This window comes from Pigmentiphaga daeguensis, from assembly GCF_039523035.1.
Classification (GTDB): Bacteria; Pseudomonadota; Gammaproteobacteria; order Burkholderiales; family Burkholderiaceae_B; genus Pigmentiphaga; species Pigmentiphaga daeguensis.
The window spans coordinates 21,344-36,026 of the sequence record NZ_BAAAEN010000026.1; the positions used below are offsets into that span (position 1 = coordinate 21,344).

14 protein-coding genes are annotated in these 14,683 nt (G+C 68.4%); 8 read left to right on the top strand and 6 right to left on the bottom strand.

Going from position 1 to position 14,683, the window contains the following annotated elements:
• Positions 1-1,038, bottom strand: coding sequence for a DUF5924 family protein (locus ABD104_RS24715; RefSeq protein WP_217896301.1), 1,038 nt, complete (start codon positions 1,036-1,038; stop codon positions 1-3).
• Between the two features lie 170 nt (positions 1,039-1,208).
• On the opposite strand from ABD104_RS24715, the gene ABD104_RS24720 reads away from it, so the two are divergent.
• A complete protein-coding gene (locus ABD104_RS24720; RefSeq protein WP_343928391.1) occupies positions 1,209-3,713 on the top strand; it encodes a membrane-bound PQQ-dependent dehydrogenase, glucose/quinate/shikimate family in 2,505 nt (834 codons plus the stop codon).
• Positions 3,714-3,724: 11 nt separating this feature from the next.
• On the opposite strand, the gene ABD104_RS24725 is transcribed toward ABD104_RS24720, so the two are convergent.
• Complete coding sequence (locus tag ABD104_RS24725; protein WP_087838455.1) at positions 3,725-4,147, bottom strand: VOC family protein; 423 nt, start codon at positions 4,145-4,147, stop codon at positions 3,725-3,727.
• Between the two features lie 100 nt (positions 4,148-4,247).
• Here ABD104_RS24725 and ABD104_RS24730 point away from each other — a divergent pair, with 100 nt between their 5' ends.
• On the top strand, positions 4,248-4,892 hold the full coding sequence (locus ABD104_RS24730) for a TetR/AcrR family transcriptional regulator (RefSeq protein ID WP_343928392.1): 645 nt from the start codon (positions 4,248-4,250) through the stop codon (positions 4,890-4,892).
• Between the two features lie 10 nt (positions 4,893-4,902).
• Here the strand turns inward: ABD104_RS24730 and ABD104_RS24735 are convergent, their stop codons facing one another.
• Both ABD104_RS24735 and sigJ read right to left on the bottom strand, forming a co-directional pair.
• Positions 4,903-5,385 (bottom strand): LEA/WHy family protein, encoded by a 483-nt coding sequence (locus ABD104_RS24735; protein WP_343928393.1) that lies wholly within the window; start codon positions 5,383-5,385, stop codon positions 4,903-4,905.
• 98 nt (positions 5,386-5,483) lie between these two features.
• Positions 5,484-6,368 carry an RNA polymerase sigma factor SigJ gene (gene sigJ, locus ABD104_RS24740; RefSeq protein WP_087838453.1) on the bottom strand — a complete coding sequence of 295 codons (885 nt, stop codon included), beginning with the start codon at positions 6,366-6,368 and terminating at the stop codon, positions 5,484-5,486.
• A gap of 244 nt (positions 6,369-6,612) precedes the next feature.
• Here sigJ and ABD104_RS24745 point away from each other — a divergent pair, with 244 nt between their 5' ends.
• Together ABD104_RS24745 and ABD104_RS24750 are read left to right on the top strand one after the other, a co-directional pair.
• The gene (locus ABD104_RS24745; protein WP_207958631.1) at positions 6,613-7,821 is read left to right on the top strand and encodes an FAD-dependent oxidoreductase; all 1,209 of its coding nucleotides are present in this window, start codon (positions 6,613-6,615) and stop codon (positions 7,819-7,821) included.
• A gap of 11 nt (positions 7,822-7,832) precedes the next feature.
• Positions 7,833-9,332, top strand: coding sequence for an aldehyde dehydrogenase (locus tag ABD104_RS24750; RefSeq protein ID WP_087838452.1), 1,500 nt, complete (start codon positions 7,833-7,835; stop codon positions 9,330-9,332).
• Positions 9,333-9,455: 123 nt separating this feature from the next.
• On the opposite strand, the gene ABD104_RS24755 is transcribed toward ABD104_RS24750, so the two are convergent.
• On the bottom strand, positions 9,456-10,214 hold the full coding sequence (locus ABD104_RS24755; RefSeq protein ID WP_087838450.1) for a maleate cis-trans isomerase family protein: 759 nt from the start codon (positions 10,212-10,214) through the stop codon (positions 9,456-9,458).
• 7 nt (positions 10,215-10,221) lie between these two features.
• Entirely contained in the window at positions 10,222-11,232 is a 1,011-nt protein-coding gene (locus tag ABD104_RS24760; protein WP_087838449.1) for a Bug family tripartite tricarboxylate transporter substrate binding protein, read from the bottom strand.
• Positions 11,233-11,342: 110 nt separating this feature from the next.
• On the opposite strand from ABD104_RS24760, the gene ABD104_RS24765 reads away from it, so the two are divergent.
• From ABD104_RS24765 to ABD104_RS24780, 4 genes are all read left to right on the top strand, one after another.
• Positions 11,343-12,128: a GntR family transcriptional regulator gene (locus ABD104_RS24765; RefSeq protein ID WP_087838448.1), complete on the top strand. Its 786-nt coding sequence runs from the start codon at positions 11,343-11,345 to the stop codon at positions 12,126-12,128.
• 124 nt (positions 12,129-12,252) lie between these two features.
• Entirely contained in the window at positions 12,253-13,530 is a 1,278-nt protein-coding gene (locus tag ABD104_RS24770) for a 3-isopropylmalate dehydratase large subunit (protein ID WP_132979788.1), read from the top strand.
• Positions 13,527-14,057 (top strand): LeuD/DmdB family oxidoreductase small subunit, encoded by a 531-nt coding sequence (locus ABD104_RS24775; protein WP_132979789.1) that lies wholly within the window; start codon positions 13,527-13,529, stop codon positions 14,055-14,057. The genes ABD104_RS24770 and ABD104_RS24775 overlap by 4 nt, the downstream gene beginning before the upstream one ends.
• The gene (locus ABD104_RS24780; RefSeq protein WP_087838445.1) at positions 14,054-14,674 is read left to right on the top strand and encodes a cysteine hydrolase family protein; all 621 of its coding nucleotides are present in this window, start codon (positions 14,054-14,056) and stop codon (positions 14,672-14,674) included. Before ABD104_RS24775 ends, ABD104_RS24780 begins: the two co-directional genes overlap by 4 nt.
• Positions 14,675-14,683 lie beyond the last annotated feature (9 nt).

A 14,683-nucleotide genomic window follows, 5' to 3' on the forward strand; every position in this document is an offset into this window, starting at 1 on the left:
CTAGGGCGCCGCGGCCGGTTCCTGGTCGCCTTCCACGCGAAAGCGCAGCGTGCCTATCATCTGGCCGGTGTCCGTCACCACCTTGACCTGCCAGCGGCCGCCGGAGTCGGCGGGAAAATTCTGCTTGTGGGTCCAGGCCCGGTAGCCTTCCTTGCGGCCGCCGCGGATGTCCAGCGCGATGCGGTCGACCTCGCGTCCGTCGTGCAGCCAGACGTGGTAGATGTGTTCCTCCAGGCCCAGCGGGGCATTGATCGCGGTATAGGCATAGATGCCCTGATCGCGCATCTGGGCGGGCGTCACGGCGCGCAGGCGTTCGCCCGCTTTCATGTTGAGGCTGTCCATGCTGGTCGAGATGGCGACCTCGGTCAGCCACAGCGTGGCGGGCGGTACCCACAGGCGCAGCAGCCATCCCACCGAGCCGAGCGCCAGCATCAGTCCCACGACCGCCCACCTGCGCCAGCGGGCATCCAGCGAAACCAGCTCGGCCAGCGTGGGGAAGGACAGCAGCACCGCCACGCCCAGCGCCAGCTTGTAGCTATTGCCCGTCGGGATGTGCAGGACCAGTGGCAGCGCGGTCAGCAGCACCACGAACAGCGTGAAGGTGTGGTAGGTCAGGAACACCCACCTGCGGGTCGACAGCCACCGGAAGTACAGCGGATCGACCAGCGCTATCAGCGCCGCGGCGCCAACGAGCCCGGTGAACAGCGCCTGGCCGCTGTTCCAGGTGGTGGCGGTGTACAGGAAGGGCAGCACGAAGAACAGGCCTTCCTGGTGGATCATCTGCGTGCCGTAGCGCAGCACCGGTATGGGTATGGTCCACCCGAAGCGCTGTGCGATGCGCCGTCGCAGCGCGCGCTCGAGCATCAGCCAGATCCAGCTCAGCAGCATGACCGCGGCAATGACGCGGGCAAAGGACTCGTGGCGCTCGACGGTGAAAAAGCTGACCACCCCGGAAGCGAAGCCGAAGGCCGCGATGGTGCCGGGGTAGCGCTGGGCCAGCGCGAGGAGGCGAAGAGGGATGGTTTTCCAGATAGGCACGACAGGCCGGCCGGGCATGCAAAAAGTGCCGGGCGCCGCACCTGCGGGAAGCGGGCCTTGAGCAGACCGGTGCGTGAATCTTAGCACCGGGCGGGACGGGGCCGGCATGGCGCGGCTGGGCATGAAACTTGTTGACGCGCCCCCCTCTGTCCAGCCCCGAGGAGGCTCCCATGCCAGCTCCACCGCGTTACGGACTCCTGATCGCCACCGGCGCCGTGCTCGTCCTGCTCGGGATTGCGCTGATGGTGGGAGGAGCGTGGCTGATCTATCTGGACGGATCCTGGTACTACCTCGTGGCGGGGATCGTGATGGCGGTCTGCGGGGTCCGCCTGGCCGCGGGCCATGTGTCGGCGATCTGGCTCTACGCCGCGCTGGTGCTGGGCACGCTGGCCTGGGCGCTGTGGGAGTCGGGGCTGGACTGGTGGCCGTTGGCCGCGCGCGGCGACGTGCTGTTCGTGCTGGGCCTGTTCCTGTTGACGCCCTGGATACGTCGCAGGCTGGAGCCCCCGAGCCTGGAGACCGGGGCGCTGCTGTCGCCGTCGGGACCGCTGTTGCGTGCCCGCGCGGGGCTGGCGGTGGCGCTGGGGGCGTTTCTGGCGGTCGGCGTCGTCTCCTGGTTCGTCGACCTGCATCAATTGCGCGGCAGCTTCACGGAAGAAGCGCCCGCCGCCGCGCCGGGACCGGTGGCGGGCGAGGAATGGACCGCCTATGGCGGAACCGGCCGCGGGCAGCGCTATTCCGCGCTGGGGCAGATCACGCCCGGCAACGTCGGGCGCCTGGAGCAGGCCTGGGTATTCCGCACCGGCGACGTCCGGGGCAGGGAAGGCGATCCCGAGGAGACGACCTTCCAGGCCACGCCGCTCAAGATAGGCAATCGGCTCTTCCTTTGCACGCCTCACCAGTCGGTTATCGCGCTGGACGCGACCACCGGTCGCGAACTGTGGCGATACGACCCGCACGTGCAGGACAGGCTGGCGCTGCAACACCTGACCTGCCGGGGCCTGTCCTACTATCCCGGCGATGCCGCGCAGCCGGATTCCGCTCCGGCCGCCGCCGCGCCCTCGCCCCCGGCGCCGGCGCCGGCGAACGGACCGGCTCCCACCGCCGGCCAACCGGTGGCCGCGAACGATGGCAGGACCTCCGCCCGCTGTCCGGCCAAATTGTTCATGCCGACGGCGGACGGCCGCGTCATCGCGCTCGATCCCGACAGCGGCGGCGTCTGCACCGACTTCGGCGGCGGCACCGGGCAGATCGACCTGTGGCGCAACATGCCCAACGTCCGCCCGGGCTCCTATTACTCCACCTCGCCCGTGGTGGTCGCGCGCGGACTCATCATCGTGGGCGGCACGGTGCTGGACAACGTCTCGGTGAACGAGGCCTCGGGCGTGATCCGCGCATTCGACATACGCACGGGCCGGCTCGTGTGGAACTGGGATTCGGGCAACCCCGAGGACACCGAGCCCATTGCCGAAGGGCGTACCTATACGGCCAATTCCCCCAACAGCTGGTCCATCTCCAGCGTGGACGAGGAGCTGGGCATGGTCTACGTGCCGCTGGGCAACCAGCCGCCCGACCAATGGGGCGGCAACCGCAGCGAGGGCGCGGAGAAATTCTCGTCGTCGGTGGTGGCGCTGGACCTGGAGACGGGCCGCGTGCGCTGGTCGTTCCAGACCGTGCACCACGACTTGTGGGACTACGACGTGCCGGCGCAGCCCACGCTCATCGACCTGACGATGGGGGGCGCGACCGTCCCGGCCCTGGTCCAGCCGACCAAGCAGGGCGAACTCTACGTGCTGGACCGCCGCACGGGGCGTCCGCTGCTGCCCGTTACCGAGAAGCTGGCGCCCCAGGGCGCCGCGCGGGGAGACCGGGCCGCGCCCACGCAACCGGTATCGGCGCTGTCCTACGACCCGCCGCCCTTGACCGGCGCCAGCATGTGGGGGGCGACGATGTTCGACCAGCTCGCCTGCCGCATCAGGTTCCATCAACTGCGCTACGAGGGCCGGTACACGCCGCCGTCCACGCAGGGCTCGCTGATCTATCCGGGCAACTTCGGCGTCTTCAACTGGGGCGGGATCGCCGTCGATCCGCGGCGCCAGATCGCCTTCACGACACCCACCTATCTTGCGTTCGTCTCGCAACTGGTCCCGCGCAAGAACGACAAGAGCCTGTACGTGCAGGGCTCGGAGCGGCCCAATGACAGCCTGCCTGCCCTGAACGAGAACTTCGGCGCGCCGTTCGCCGTCAAGCTGAGCGCCTTTACGTCGCCGCTGGGCCTGCCGTGCCAGGCGCCGCCCTGGGGTTACGTGGCCGGAGCCGACCTGCGTACCGGTGAAATCGTCTGGCGACACAAGAACGGCACCGTGCGCGACAGCTCGCCCTTGCCGTTGCCTTTCCGGATGGGCGTGCCCAACCTGGGCGGTCCCATCATGACGGCAGGAGGCGTGGCCTTCCTGTCGGGAACGCTGGACAACTACGTGCGCGCCTATGACGTGCGCGACGGCAGGCAACTGTGGGAGGCCCGCCTGCCTGCGGGCGGCCAGGCCACGCCCATGACCTACGCGGGTGCCGACGGCCGCCAGTACCTGCTGGTGGTGGCCGGCGGCCACGGTTCACTGGGCACCAAGGCGGGAGACTACGTGATCGCCTACGCCTTGCCCGGAGACGGGAGGTAGCGGGGCCGGCCTCAGGGCGCGACCTGTACCATCCAGGTCACGCCGAAGCGGTCCGTCACCATGCCGAAGCGCGACGAGAAGAAGGTGGGCGTCATCGGCGCGATCACGGTCCCGCCGTCGCCCAGGGCCGCGAACTTGCGTTCGGCATCGGCGTCGTCGGCCACGCTGAGCGCCAGCGAGACACCCTTGAATTCGGCCGGGCCCTTGCACATGCCGTCCGATCCCATCACGACGGCATCGCCGATCTGCAGCGACATGTGCATGATCTTGTCTTCCGACCCGGGCGGCGGCGCGCAGTTCTCGTTGTCGCCCGAGGCCGGAGGGCCGTCCTTGAAACGCAGCATCATCGTGACCTGGGCGCCGAGCGCCTTGGCGTAGAACTCGGCCGCTTCCTCGGCCCGGCCTTCGAAGAACAGATAGGGCTGGATGTGCATGACGGTCTCCTCGTCTGACTGCTGGATGAAGGGGATGGGTTTGTGGACGCTGTACACATAAGTTATCAGAGATAATGTACAGTGTCCACATGGAGTTCCCATGACCAGCGCCGTCACCCCGCCCGCCTCGCGCAGCACCTACCGCCACGGCGACCTGCGCCGCGCCCTGCTGGAAGCGGGCATCGAGCTCGCCCGCCAGGGCGGCCCGTCGGCGATCGTGCTGCGCGAAGCCACCCGCCGCGCCGGCGTCGTTCCGAACGCCGCCTACCGCCATTTCGCCAGCCGGGGAGACCTGCTGCTGGCGGTGCGGGCCGCGGCGCTGTCCGCGCTGGCGACCGCCATGGAAGCCGAGCTCGACAAGCTGGACGGCGACAGCCCGCCCGCCGACTACGCCCGCGCCAGCCTGCGCGCGGTGGGCGCGGGCTACCTGAGCTTCGCCAGCAAGGAGCCCGGCCTGTTCCGCACCGCGTTCGCCCCGGCCGACGGGCCGCTGAACGTACCCCCGGCCGACAAGGCCGGCCGGGGCGGACTGGATCCGTTCCAGCTGCTCAGCGCCGCCTTGGATCGCATGGCGGCGGCGGGCCTGCTCACGCCGGAGCGGCGCCACGCCGCCGAATACCTCGCGTGGTCGTCCGTCCATGGGCTGGCCATGCTGGTGATAGACGGGCCGTTGCGCGGCTTCAGTCCCGCGCAGGTCGAAGCGGTGGGGCAGCGGCTGCTGGAGATGGTGGAGAAGGGGTTGTAGGAGACTCGCTTCAGTAACCGGGCAGGCTCAGGCTGCCCGTGTCCGAAAAGCGCGTCGTGCCGAACATGCCGCCCGACAGCTTGCCGCGGACCACATAGGGAATGTTGTCCAGGCTGGAGCCATCGGCCAGGCCCAGTGCCTGCCGGATGGCGCTGAGCGCGGACACCGATACCGGTACCGTCAGCACGGTCTCGCCGAAGCGGGGCACGCTGCCGCGTTCGTTGCTGACGCCCGTCGCGAAGCGCTTGCCGTTCAACTCCAGTTCCAGCGCGGCGCCGTCGTAGTCCACCGCGGAGTCGTTGGGGTTCTGGACCCGCAGCTTGACCGCCATCCGCATCTCCAGCCCCTGGCCTTCCAGGGGTTCGATGCCGGCGACCTGCACGTTGAGCGGATCGCGGCCGGGCAGGCTGGCGCAGCCGGCCAGCGCCACCGCCAGCAGGCCGGCCAGGGCGGCCCGGCGCGGCGACGAAAATCCGGGGGAAGGAAGATGCATGATCGTGCCCATGAAAGCTGTGCAGCCTTCATCTTAGGAACGTGGCGCGAGGTCCGCAAAACTTGTTACCTCTTGCCGCAAGGCCTGCAAGAGCCGCCTCACAGGCCCTGGAATCGGGCGAGCTTGTCCGGGTTGCGCATCAGGTAAATATTGGACACCGCGCCGTTTTCGCCGTAGGCGAAGGTCAACGCGCCGATGATTACGCCGTTCTCGCGCAGCAGCACGCCCCTGGCGCCGCTGATGTCGGCCACGATCCAGTCCATGCCCCGCCAGAACCGTATCAGGCCGCGTTCGACGAAGCGCATCACCGACATCTTGCCCATCAGTTCCTGCTGCAGCGTGATGGCCTTGCCGCCGCCGTCCGACGAGAAGCGGACATCGTCCGACAGCAGGGCAGCCAGCGGCCCCGTACCATGGCCATTGATGGCGTCCTGGAAGGCCGACAGCAACTGCTCCTGGCGTTCGGCCGGCGTGGCGTGGCGGACCTTGCTGGACTCGACCGCCTCGCGCGCCCGCGAGACCAGCTTGCGGCAGGCGCTTTCCTGCATGCCCAGCGTGGCCGCGATGTCCGGATAGGGGGTGTCGAAGATCTCGTGCAGCAGGTACGCGGCGCGCTCCTTGGGCGTGAGCCGCTCCAGCACCAGCAGGAAGGCCGTGGTCAGCGACGAGGCCAGTTCCAGCCGCGACTCCGGCGTGTCGTCCTCGCGGGTATGGATGGGCTCGGGCAGCCACGAACCCACGTAGTCCACCCGCGTCCGGTGCGCCGCGCGCAGCATGTCCACGCACAGGTTGGTGCAGATGCTGGTCAGCCACGCCGCGGGATTCGCGATCGCGCCGCGATCCGCGTGCATCCACTTGATGAAGGTCTCCTGCACGGCATCCTCGGCATCCGCCCGCGTGCCCAGCATGCGGTAGGCCAGCCCGAACAGGAACCGCCGCCGTGCTTCGAAGATCTCCGTCCCATCACCCGTCATCATGTCCATGATTCATTCCCGAGCGGACCCATCAGTGCATCGATACCTGGAGCCGGCTCCAGAGGTTGATATCGCCGCGATCGCGCTGGTCGGCGCCGCGATCTCCTTGTGACGAACGAGCCCGCCGGTTTGTGACGTCCCGTGCGACACCGTCCCGAACGCCGGATCGGATGGTTTAATTGTCCTATTGACAGGTCAATAGAATAAATGTGAAATGGCTCGAAAAGCGTCGATAACCGAAACGAGGTAGCGTGTGAGCACCGGGACCCCCGAGCAGGTCATTATTGTAGGCGGCGGCCCCGTGGGCCTGGTCGCGGCGATGCGGCTGGGCCATTACGGCATTCCGGTCGTGGTCGTGGAAGCCGAGGAACAGGTGTCGCGCGCCTTGAAGGCCTCGACCTTCCACCCCCCGACGCTGGAGATGCTGGACGAGTACGGTATCACGCCCGGGTTGATCGAAGCCGGGCTGGTCGCCCCCACCTGGCAGGTGCGCATGCACGAGACGGGCGAATTCGCCGAATTCGACCTGTCGGTGCTCAAGGACGAGACCCCGCATCCCTATCGCCTGCAGACCGAACAATGGAAACTGTCCGAGCTGCTGCTGGCCCACATCCGGGAAAAGCTGCCGGCGGTGCGGGTGCTGATGGGACACCCGTGCGTGGAGGTGTCGCAGGACGCGGACTCGGTGCGCGTCACGGTGGAGCGGCCCGGCGGCGAGCGCCAGGAACTGACGGGGCGCTACCTGGTCGCGGCCGACGGCGCCCGCAGCATGGTGCGGGCCGCGCTGGACCTGAGCTTCGAGGGACTGACCTTTCCCGAGACCACGGTGCTGGCCACCACCCGCTTTCCGTTCCACGAGCACATTCCCACGCTGTCCTACATCAACTATTGCTGGGCCTCGACCGGCACCTTCAGCCTGCTGCGGCTTCCCGGCCTCTGGCGGGTCAGCCTGTACCCGTGGGAAGGCGAGTCGATCGACGACGCCCTCCAGCCCGAGTCCATCCAGAAGAAACTGCAACACGTCCTGCCGCGCGAACAGGCCTACGAGGTGATGGAGATCCGGCCCTACCGCATCCACCAGCGGGTCGTGAACACCTATGTCAACGGCCGCATCGTGCTGGCCGGCGACGCCGCCCACATCAACAGCCCCAGCGGCGGCATGGGCATGAACGGCGGCATCCACGACGCCTTCAACCTTACCGACAAGCTGCGCCGCATCTATGCGGGCGAAAGCGATGCGCTGCTGGGGCAATACGAGCGCCAGCGCCGCCCGATCGCGATCAAGCACGTATTGCAGCAGTCCGGCCGTAACCGCGCCCGCATGCAGGAGCGCGGGGAGGCGCAACGCCGCGCGACGCTGGAGGACTTGAAGCGCAAGGCGGACGATCCGCGCCTGGCCCGCGAGTACCTGCTCGAAACCTCGATGATCCTGAGCCTGCGCGAAGCGGCCGCGATCGAATAGCACGGAACGACATGAAGCAACCCGCGCCGGCCGAATTCCCCATCCGCGAGCAAGTAACGAGTTTCATCGACGGCCGCTGCACGCGTTCGGCCGGATACGAGCTGCCGGTGATCTTCCCCGGCGACGCGCGGCGCATCTCGACCCTGGTCGAGGCGCCGGCGGACGAGGTCGATGCGGCGGTGCGGTCCGCCCGGGCCGCTTTCGAGGACGGGCGCTGGCGCAGGCTGCCGGTCGAGGCCCGGCAGGCCGTGATGCGCAGGGTGGCCGACCTGGTCGACCTGCATCGCGACGAACTGGCCTACCTGGAGTGCATGAACTCCGGCATTCCCATGCGCCACCTGCAAAAGGGCCAGATTCCCCGTACCGCCTACAACTTCCGCTTTTTCGCGGAGTTCCTGGGCCAGCATGCCGAGAAGCTGCACGGCCAGACGGACGGGTACCTGACGCTGGTGCTGCGCGAGCCGGTGGGCGTGGCGGCGCTGATCGGCCCGTGGAACGCGCCGCTGGCCCTGACGTCGATGAAGATCGCCGGCGCCATCGCGTTCGGCAACAGCTGCGTCTGCAAGCCGTCCGAGGTCACGCCGCTGGCGGTCGCGCGCTTCATGGAACTGCTGGTGGAAGCAGGCGTGCCGCCGGGCGTCGTCAACCTGGTCAACGGCCGGGGCGGCGTCACGGGCGAAGCCCTGGTGGCGCATCCGCAGGTGGACCTGGTGTCGTTCACGGGCGGCACGCAGACGGCACGGCGGATCTCGGCCAGCGCCGGCGAAGGGCTCAAGCCCCTGTCGCTGGAACTGGGCGGCAAGTCGGCCAACATCGTCTTCGAATCGGCCGACCTGGACCGCGCGTTGGACGGCGCGCTGGTCGGCATTTTCTCGAACAACGGCCAGCAGTGCCTGGCCGGTTCGCGCATCCTGGTACAGCGGGCGGTGCTGGACCGCTTCGTCGACGCCTTCGCGCAGCGTGCCCGCCGGCTGCGCATAGGCAGCCCGCTGGACCCGGCCACCGAGATCGGACCGCTGGCGTTCCAGGCGCACCGGCAACGAGTGGCCGGCTACGTGGACATCGCCCGCGCTGATGGGGCGCAGCTGCTATGCGGCGGCGCGACGGTCGAGGAACTGGAACCGGGCTTCTATTTCCAGCCGACGGCGGTATTGGCGCGGGACAACACGGCGCGTGTCTGCCGCGAGGAGATCTTCGGACCCTTCGCGACCATCGTCCCGTTCGATACGCAGGACGAGGCCTACGCCATCGCGAACGACAGCGAGTTCGGCCTGGTGTCGTATGTATGGAGCGACCACCAGCCCACGGTGATGCGCGCGCTGTCGGAGATCCGGGCCGGCATGGTGTGGGTCAACACGCCCATGACGCGTGACCTGCGCGCGCCCTTCGGCGGCATCAAGGCATCGGGCTACGGCCGGGAGGGCGGCGAGTCCAGCATGAAGTTCTATACCTTCGAGAAGACGGTCATGCTGCCCACGGTGCCGCCGTCCATCCCACGCCTGGGGACATGAAAAATGGCCCCCACGCTTGCCGCTTCGCGGCGGCGCTGCCCCCCAAGGGGGTGTTTTTCATCTTGGGGCGGCCCGGCGATGAAAAAACGGCGCTTTCCGGTGGAAGCGCCGTTTCGTGGTGGTTCAGGGCTGTTGCCGCGCGAGGCGCTCGCGCCAGTGGTCGCCACGCAGCCAGGGTTCCAGCGGCGCGGGCTGGCCATCCACGGCCGAGACGCCCATCCAGGCCAGACACAGCATGCACGACAGCACCGGCACGCGCGACCGGGCGTTCGCCGCCAGCAGCGGGGTCAGGGTGGGCATGCCCGTGCCCAGCATCAGGATGGCGTCGGTGTCGTCGCGGGCCAGGTCATCGAGCAGCGCGCCGGCGGTGTCCGCTTTCATCGAATAGATGGGATGGAACTGCGTGTGGTCCATGGCGGCCGACGCCACGCGCACGACCGTGAACCCCTGGGATTCCCAATAGGCCTTGCTGGCGGCGGTCAGCCCGGCGGGGTAGGGCGAGGCCAGCGCGATCCGGCGGGCGCCCAATTGCTTCAATGAAGCGACCACCGCGGTGGCCGCCGTGAAGGCCGGGACGCCGCGCTCGCGCTCGATGCCTGCCAGTACCCGTTCCTCGCGTTCGCGGCCCACCAGGTAGGAGGCGCCGGTGCAGCCCACCGCGACTGCCTTGATGGGCGCGTTGGCGAACTGGTCGCAGGCGGTGTCCAGCCTGTCCACGTAGTCGACCAGCCGCGCCTCGATCGTGGACTTGTCGCTCATCAACCGGGCATTGATGTGGGCGTAGCCGGCCGGCAGCAGGATGAAGTATTCGGGCTCGACCGTGGTGTTGGCCTGCGGGGTCAGCAGGCCGATGAGCCCCCGGGGTGCGTATTCGACGGCCATGCGGGCATCAATCCAGCTTGATGTTGGCGGCCTTGATGATGGGCGCCCACTTGCGGTCTTCGTCGTGCAGGAATTTCACGAACTCGGCCTGCGGCGCGCCGACGGGGGTAAGTCCCAAGTCCGACAGCTTGGCGCGGATGTCGGCGTTGGCCATGACCTTGCCCAGCGCGGCCTGCAGCCGGTCGACGACCGCGGCTGGCGTGCCGGCGGGCGCCGAGACGCCGAACCAGGCCTCGCCCACCGTGCCCGGCACGATTTCGTCCATGGTGGGCACGTCCGGGAAGGCGGCGACGCGCTTGGGGCCGCTGACGGCCAGGATGCGCACGTTGCCCGCCTTGGCCTGGGTCGAGGCGACCGACATGTTGTTGAAGATGGCGTCGAGCTGTCCGCCCAGCAGGTCGTTCATGGCGGGCCCGGTGCCCTTGTAGGGTACGTGGGTCATGTCCAGGCGGGCCTTCTGCTTCAGCATTTCGCCGGTCAGGAAGCCGGCCGAGCCTACGCCCGCCGAACCGTAGTTGTACTTGCCGCCGGCCTGGCGGGCCAGCTCGACGAATTCCTTGAAGTTCTTCGCCGGGTGGCTGGTGCGCACGATGAGGCCATTGGGAAAGGTCCCCAGCAGCATGATGTGCGTGAAGTCGCGGAACGGATCGTAGGGAATCTTCTGGCCGAGCAGCGGTCCGGTGGTGATGGCCGCGCCGTTGGTGATGACCAGCGTGTAGCCGTCGGCCGGCGCCTTGGCGCCGAGGTCGGTCCCGAGGATGGAGCCGGCGCCGCCCTTGTTGTCGACGATGACGGACTGGCCGACCTGTTCGGCCAGCGCGCTGGCGACGAGGCGGCCGATGACGTCGGTCGAGCCGCCCGGGCTGAATGGCACGATCAGCTTGATGGGGCGGTCCGGATAGGTTTGCGCGTGGACCGTGATCGAAGCCGCGGCCAGGCCCAGGGCCAGAAATGCACGGCGGCAGATATTCAGCGCGCGGGGGTGGGCGCGGTGTTCCCCTGTACTATGATGGCGCATGGCAGGACCTGAAAGAATATGGACAACGCATGTGGATATTCCGCCAGGTTTCGCTATCGAGTCAAGCTAAATTGTTCTATTGGACAGACAATAAGACAGAACCCCAGTCTATGCAGCAAACCTTGCCCCTGCCGAAGTACCACAGCGTATACCTGGTGTTGAAAGAAAGGCTGCGCGATGGCCTGTACGACCAGCGCGTGCCCGGCGAGCTGGAACTGATGGAAGAGTTCGGCGTCTCGCGGGCGACCGTTCGCAAGGCCCTGGAGAACCTGACCCAGGAAGGATTGATCGAGCGATCGGCCGGCCGGGGGACGCGGCGTTTGCAGCCTCCGGGCCAGGCGGGGCAGCAAGCCTCGTCCACCCACCGGATGGCGGGGCTGCTGGACAACATCATCGCCGCCAGCCTGGACACCACGGTCAAGGTCATCGAGCACGAATACGTGTCCGCCACCGAGCCGGTGGCGCAGATGCTGCAGATCGAACCGCGTGCGCAGGTGCTGCGGGCGGTGCGCGTGCGCAGCACCAAGGCGGGCCCCGTCTCCTGCATCACCACCTGGGTGCCGCGCGAGTTCGCGGGCAACCTCGGCCGCCGGCAACTGGGCCGCAAGGCCATGCTGGTGCTGATCGAGGAGTCGGGCGTGGAGATCGGCCGGGCCCGGCAAAGCATTTCCGCGCGCCAGGCCGATGCCACCGTCGCGGGCCTGCTCGGCATGCCGCTGGGATCGGCCCTGCTGTCGGTCAGCCGGGTGGTCTACGACGTGAACGATCGGCCCGTGCTCTGGCTGCAGGGCCTGTACTGCCCCGACCGCTACGAGTACGAGATGGAGCTGTCGCGGGTGGGCGACATCGACGCCAAGGTCTGGGTCAGCAAGGATTTCAACGCCTACATGCGCTGACGCGCCGCGCCGGGTATCCGGCGCGCCACAAATAAGAACACAAGAACCCGAATCAAATGTACTATTGTTAGGACAATAGATTGGAAGGGCCCGGCCGGGACCTTCGAGGATATCGGGTGACAGCTTGATTACATCGCCGGATGAAGGCCGGACGCTGGCGCAGAAGCTGATCGCGCGCGCGTCGGGGCGCGCCAGCGTGCGCGTGGGCGAGATCGTGACCTGCAAGGTCGATCTCGCGATGTTCCATGATTCTTCGGGACCGAGGCGCCTCAAGCCCATGCTGGAAGAGCTGGGCGCGGGCATCTGGGACAAGTCGCGCGTGGTGCTGGTGATGGACCACTACGTGCCCGAGCGCGACGAGGATTCCCGCAGGATCGTCCGCATCGCGCGCGAATGGGCTCGCGAGCAGGATCTGCCCCACGTCTACGACAGCCAGGGCATCTGCCACGTCGTGGTGCCGCAGGGCGGCCATATCCTGCCCGGCATGTTCTGCGTGGGCGGGGATTCGCATTCGCCGACGGGCGGCGCGTTCGGCGCCTACATGTTCGGCATAGGCTCGACCGAGATGCTGGGCGTGGTCGTGACGGGCGAGATCTGGCTGCGCGTGCCGGACACCCTGCGCATGCACTGGTCCGGCGCCCTGTCCGGGGGCGTCACCGCCAAGGACATGATGCTGCACATGCTGGGCCGCTTCGGCATGAACGGCGGCGCCTACCAGGCCGTGGAGTTCTGCGGGCCGGCGGTACGGGCGCTCGGCATGCAGGAACGCATGACGCTGTCGAACATGAGCGCCGAGCTGGGCGCCCAGGCCGGCCTGATCGCACCCGACGAGATCACGGCCGAATGGCTGTCCGCCATCGGCGCCAGGGTGCCCGACCTGGGGGAATGGCATACGGACGAAGGGGCCGCCTGCACCCGCTACGACTTCGATGCCAGCGCGCTGTCGCCCATGGTGGCCGCGCCGCACAGCCCCGCGAATTCGCGGCCGGTGGACGATTATCACGGCGTTCCGGTCCACGTCGCCTATGTCGGCGCCTGCACGGGTGCCAAGCTCGATGACCTGCGCGCCGCCGCATCGGTGCTCAAGGGACACCGCGTCGCGCCGGGCGTGCGGCTGATCGTCGCCCCGGCCAGCCTGCGCGACCAGGATGCCGCGCGCGACGAAGGCGTGCTGCAGGTCCTGATGGATGCCGGCGCGGAACTCTTTCCCACATCCTGCGGCGCCTGCTCGGGCTATGGCAGTCCCATGGGCGACGACGTCACGGTCATCTCGACCACCGCGCGCAACTTCAAGGGGCGCATGGGCTCGCCCACCGCCCAGGTGTACCTGGGGTCGCCCTATACCGTGGCCGCCTCGGCATTGCGCGGCGTCATCAGCGATCCCCGGGAGGTACTGGCATGAGCGGGACCACGCACCGCGTCTGGAAGCTGGGGCCGGACATCGATACCGACCTGCTGGCGCCCGGCTACGTCATGAAGCACGGCATCGATGTCATCGCCACGCACTGCCTGGAGTCGGTCCGGCCCGAGTTCGCCGCCACGGTGCGGCCGGGCGACGTCGTGGCGGCGGGACCGGGTTTCGGCATCGGATCCTCGCGCGAACAAGCGGCGGCGGCGCTGGTACGCCTGGGCGTGGCGGCGGTGATCGCGCCGTCCTATGGCGGGCTGTTCTTCCGCAACGCCTTCAACGTCGGGCTGATGCTGCTGACCTGCCCGCAGGCGGAGTCGCTGGACGAGGCCGAGCGGATCGAGATCCGGTTTCGCGCGACGCCGCAAGTGGTGAAGCGGGACGGCAGGGTGCTCGAGTGCGAGGCCATTCCGGATTTCCTGGTAGACATGGCCCGCAGCGGCGGACTGCTGAACCAGCTGCGCAAGCGTCTGGCCGGGAATGGTCCCTCCACTTCTTCCACCGGACATCGACCGTCATGACCAACGCATCCTTTCCCGCCGACCCGGCGCGCACCGCGCTGCTGATCGTCGACCTGCAGAACGACTTCCTCGCGCCCGACGGCGCCTACGCGCGGGGCGGGGCCGTCAGCGCCGCCGCGGCCGCGCTGCCGCCGCGCGTGGCGGCAGCGGCGCGGGCCCTGAAAGCGGCCGGCGGCATGGTGGTTGCCAGCCAGTTCACGCTGTGGCCGGACGGCCGGGGCGAACCGATGATCGCCCCGCACCTGGCGGCGCTCCGGCCGTTCCTGCGCAAGGGCGATTTCGCGCCCGGCAGCCGTGGGCAAGCCAATGTGGCCGAGCTGGACGGCCTGGTCGACGTGTCGGTCTGCAAGGTGGCGTACTCCGCCTTCTTCAACACGCAGCTGGACTGGGTGCTGCGCCATGCCGGCATCGATACGGTCGCGGTGTGCGGCATCGTGACCAACGGCGGCGTGGCCAGCACGGTCCGCGACGCCCACATGCGCGAATACCATGTCGCCGTGCTGGCGGACGGCTGCGCCGCCTTCCGCGAGGAAGTGCATGCCACGGCGCTGGCCGACATGGCGGGCATCGCCGACGTAACCGACTGCCGCAGCTTCGAGCGCGGCCTGGCCGCCTGAAGGAGAGCC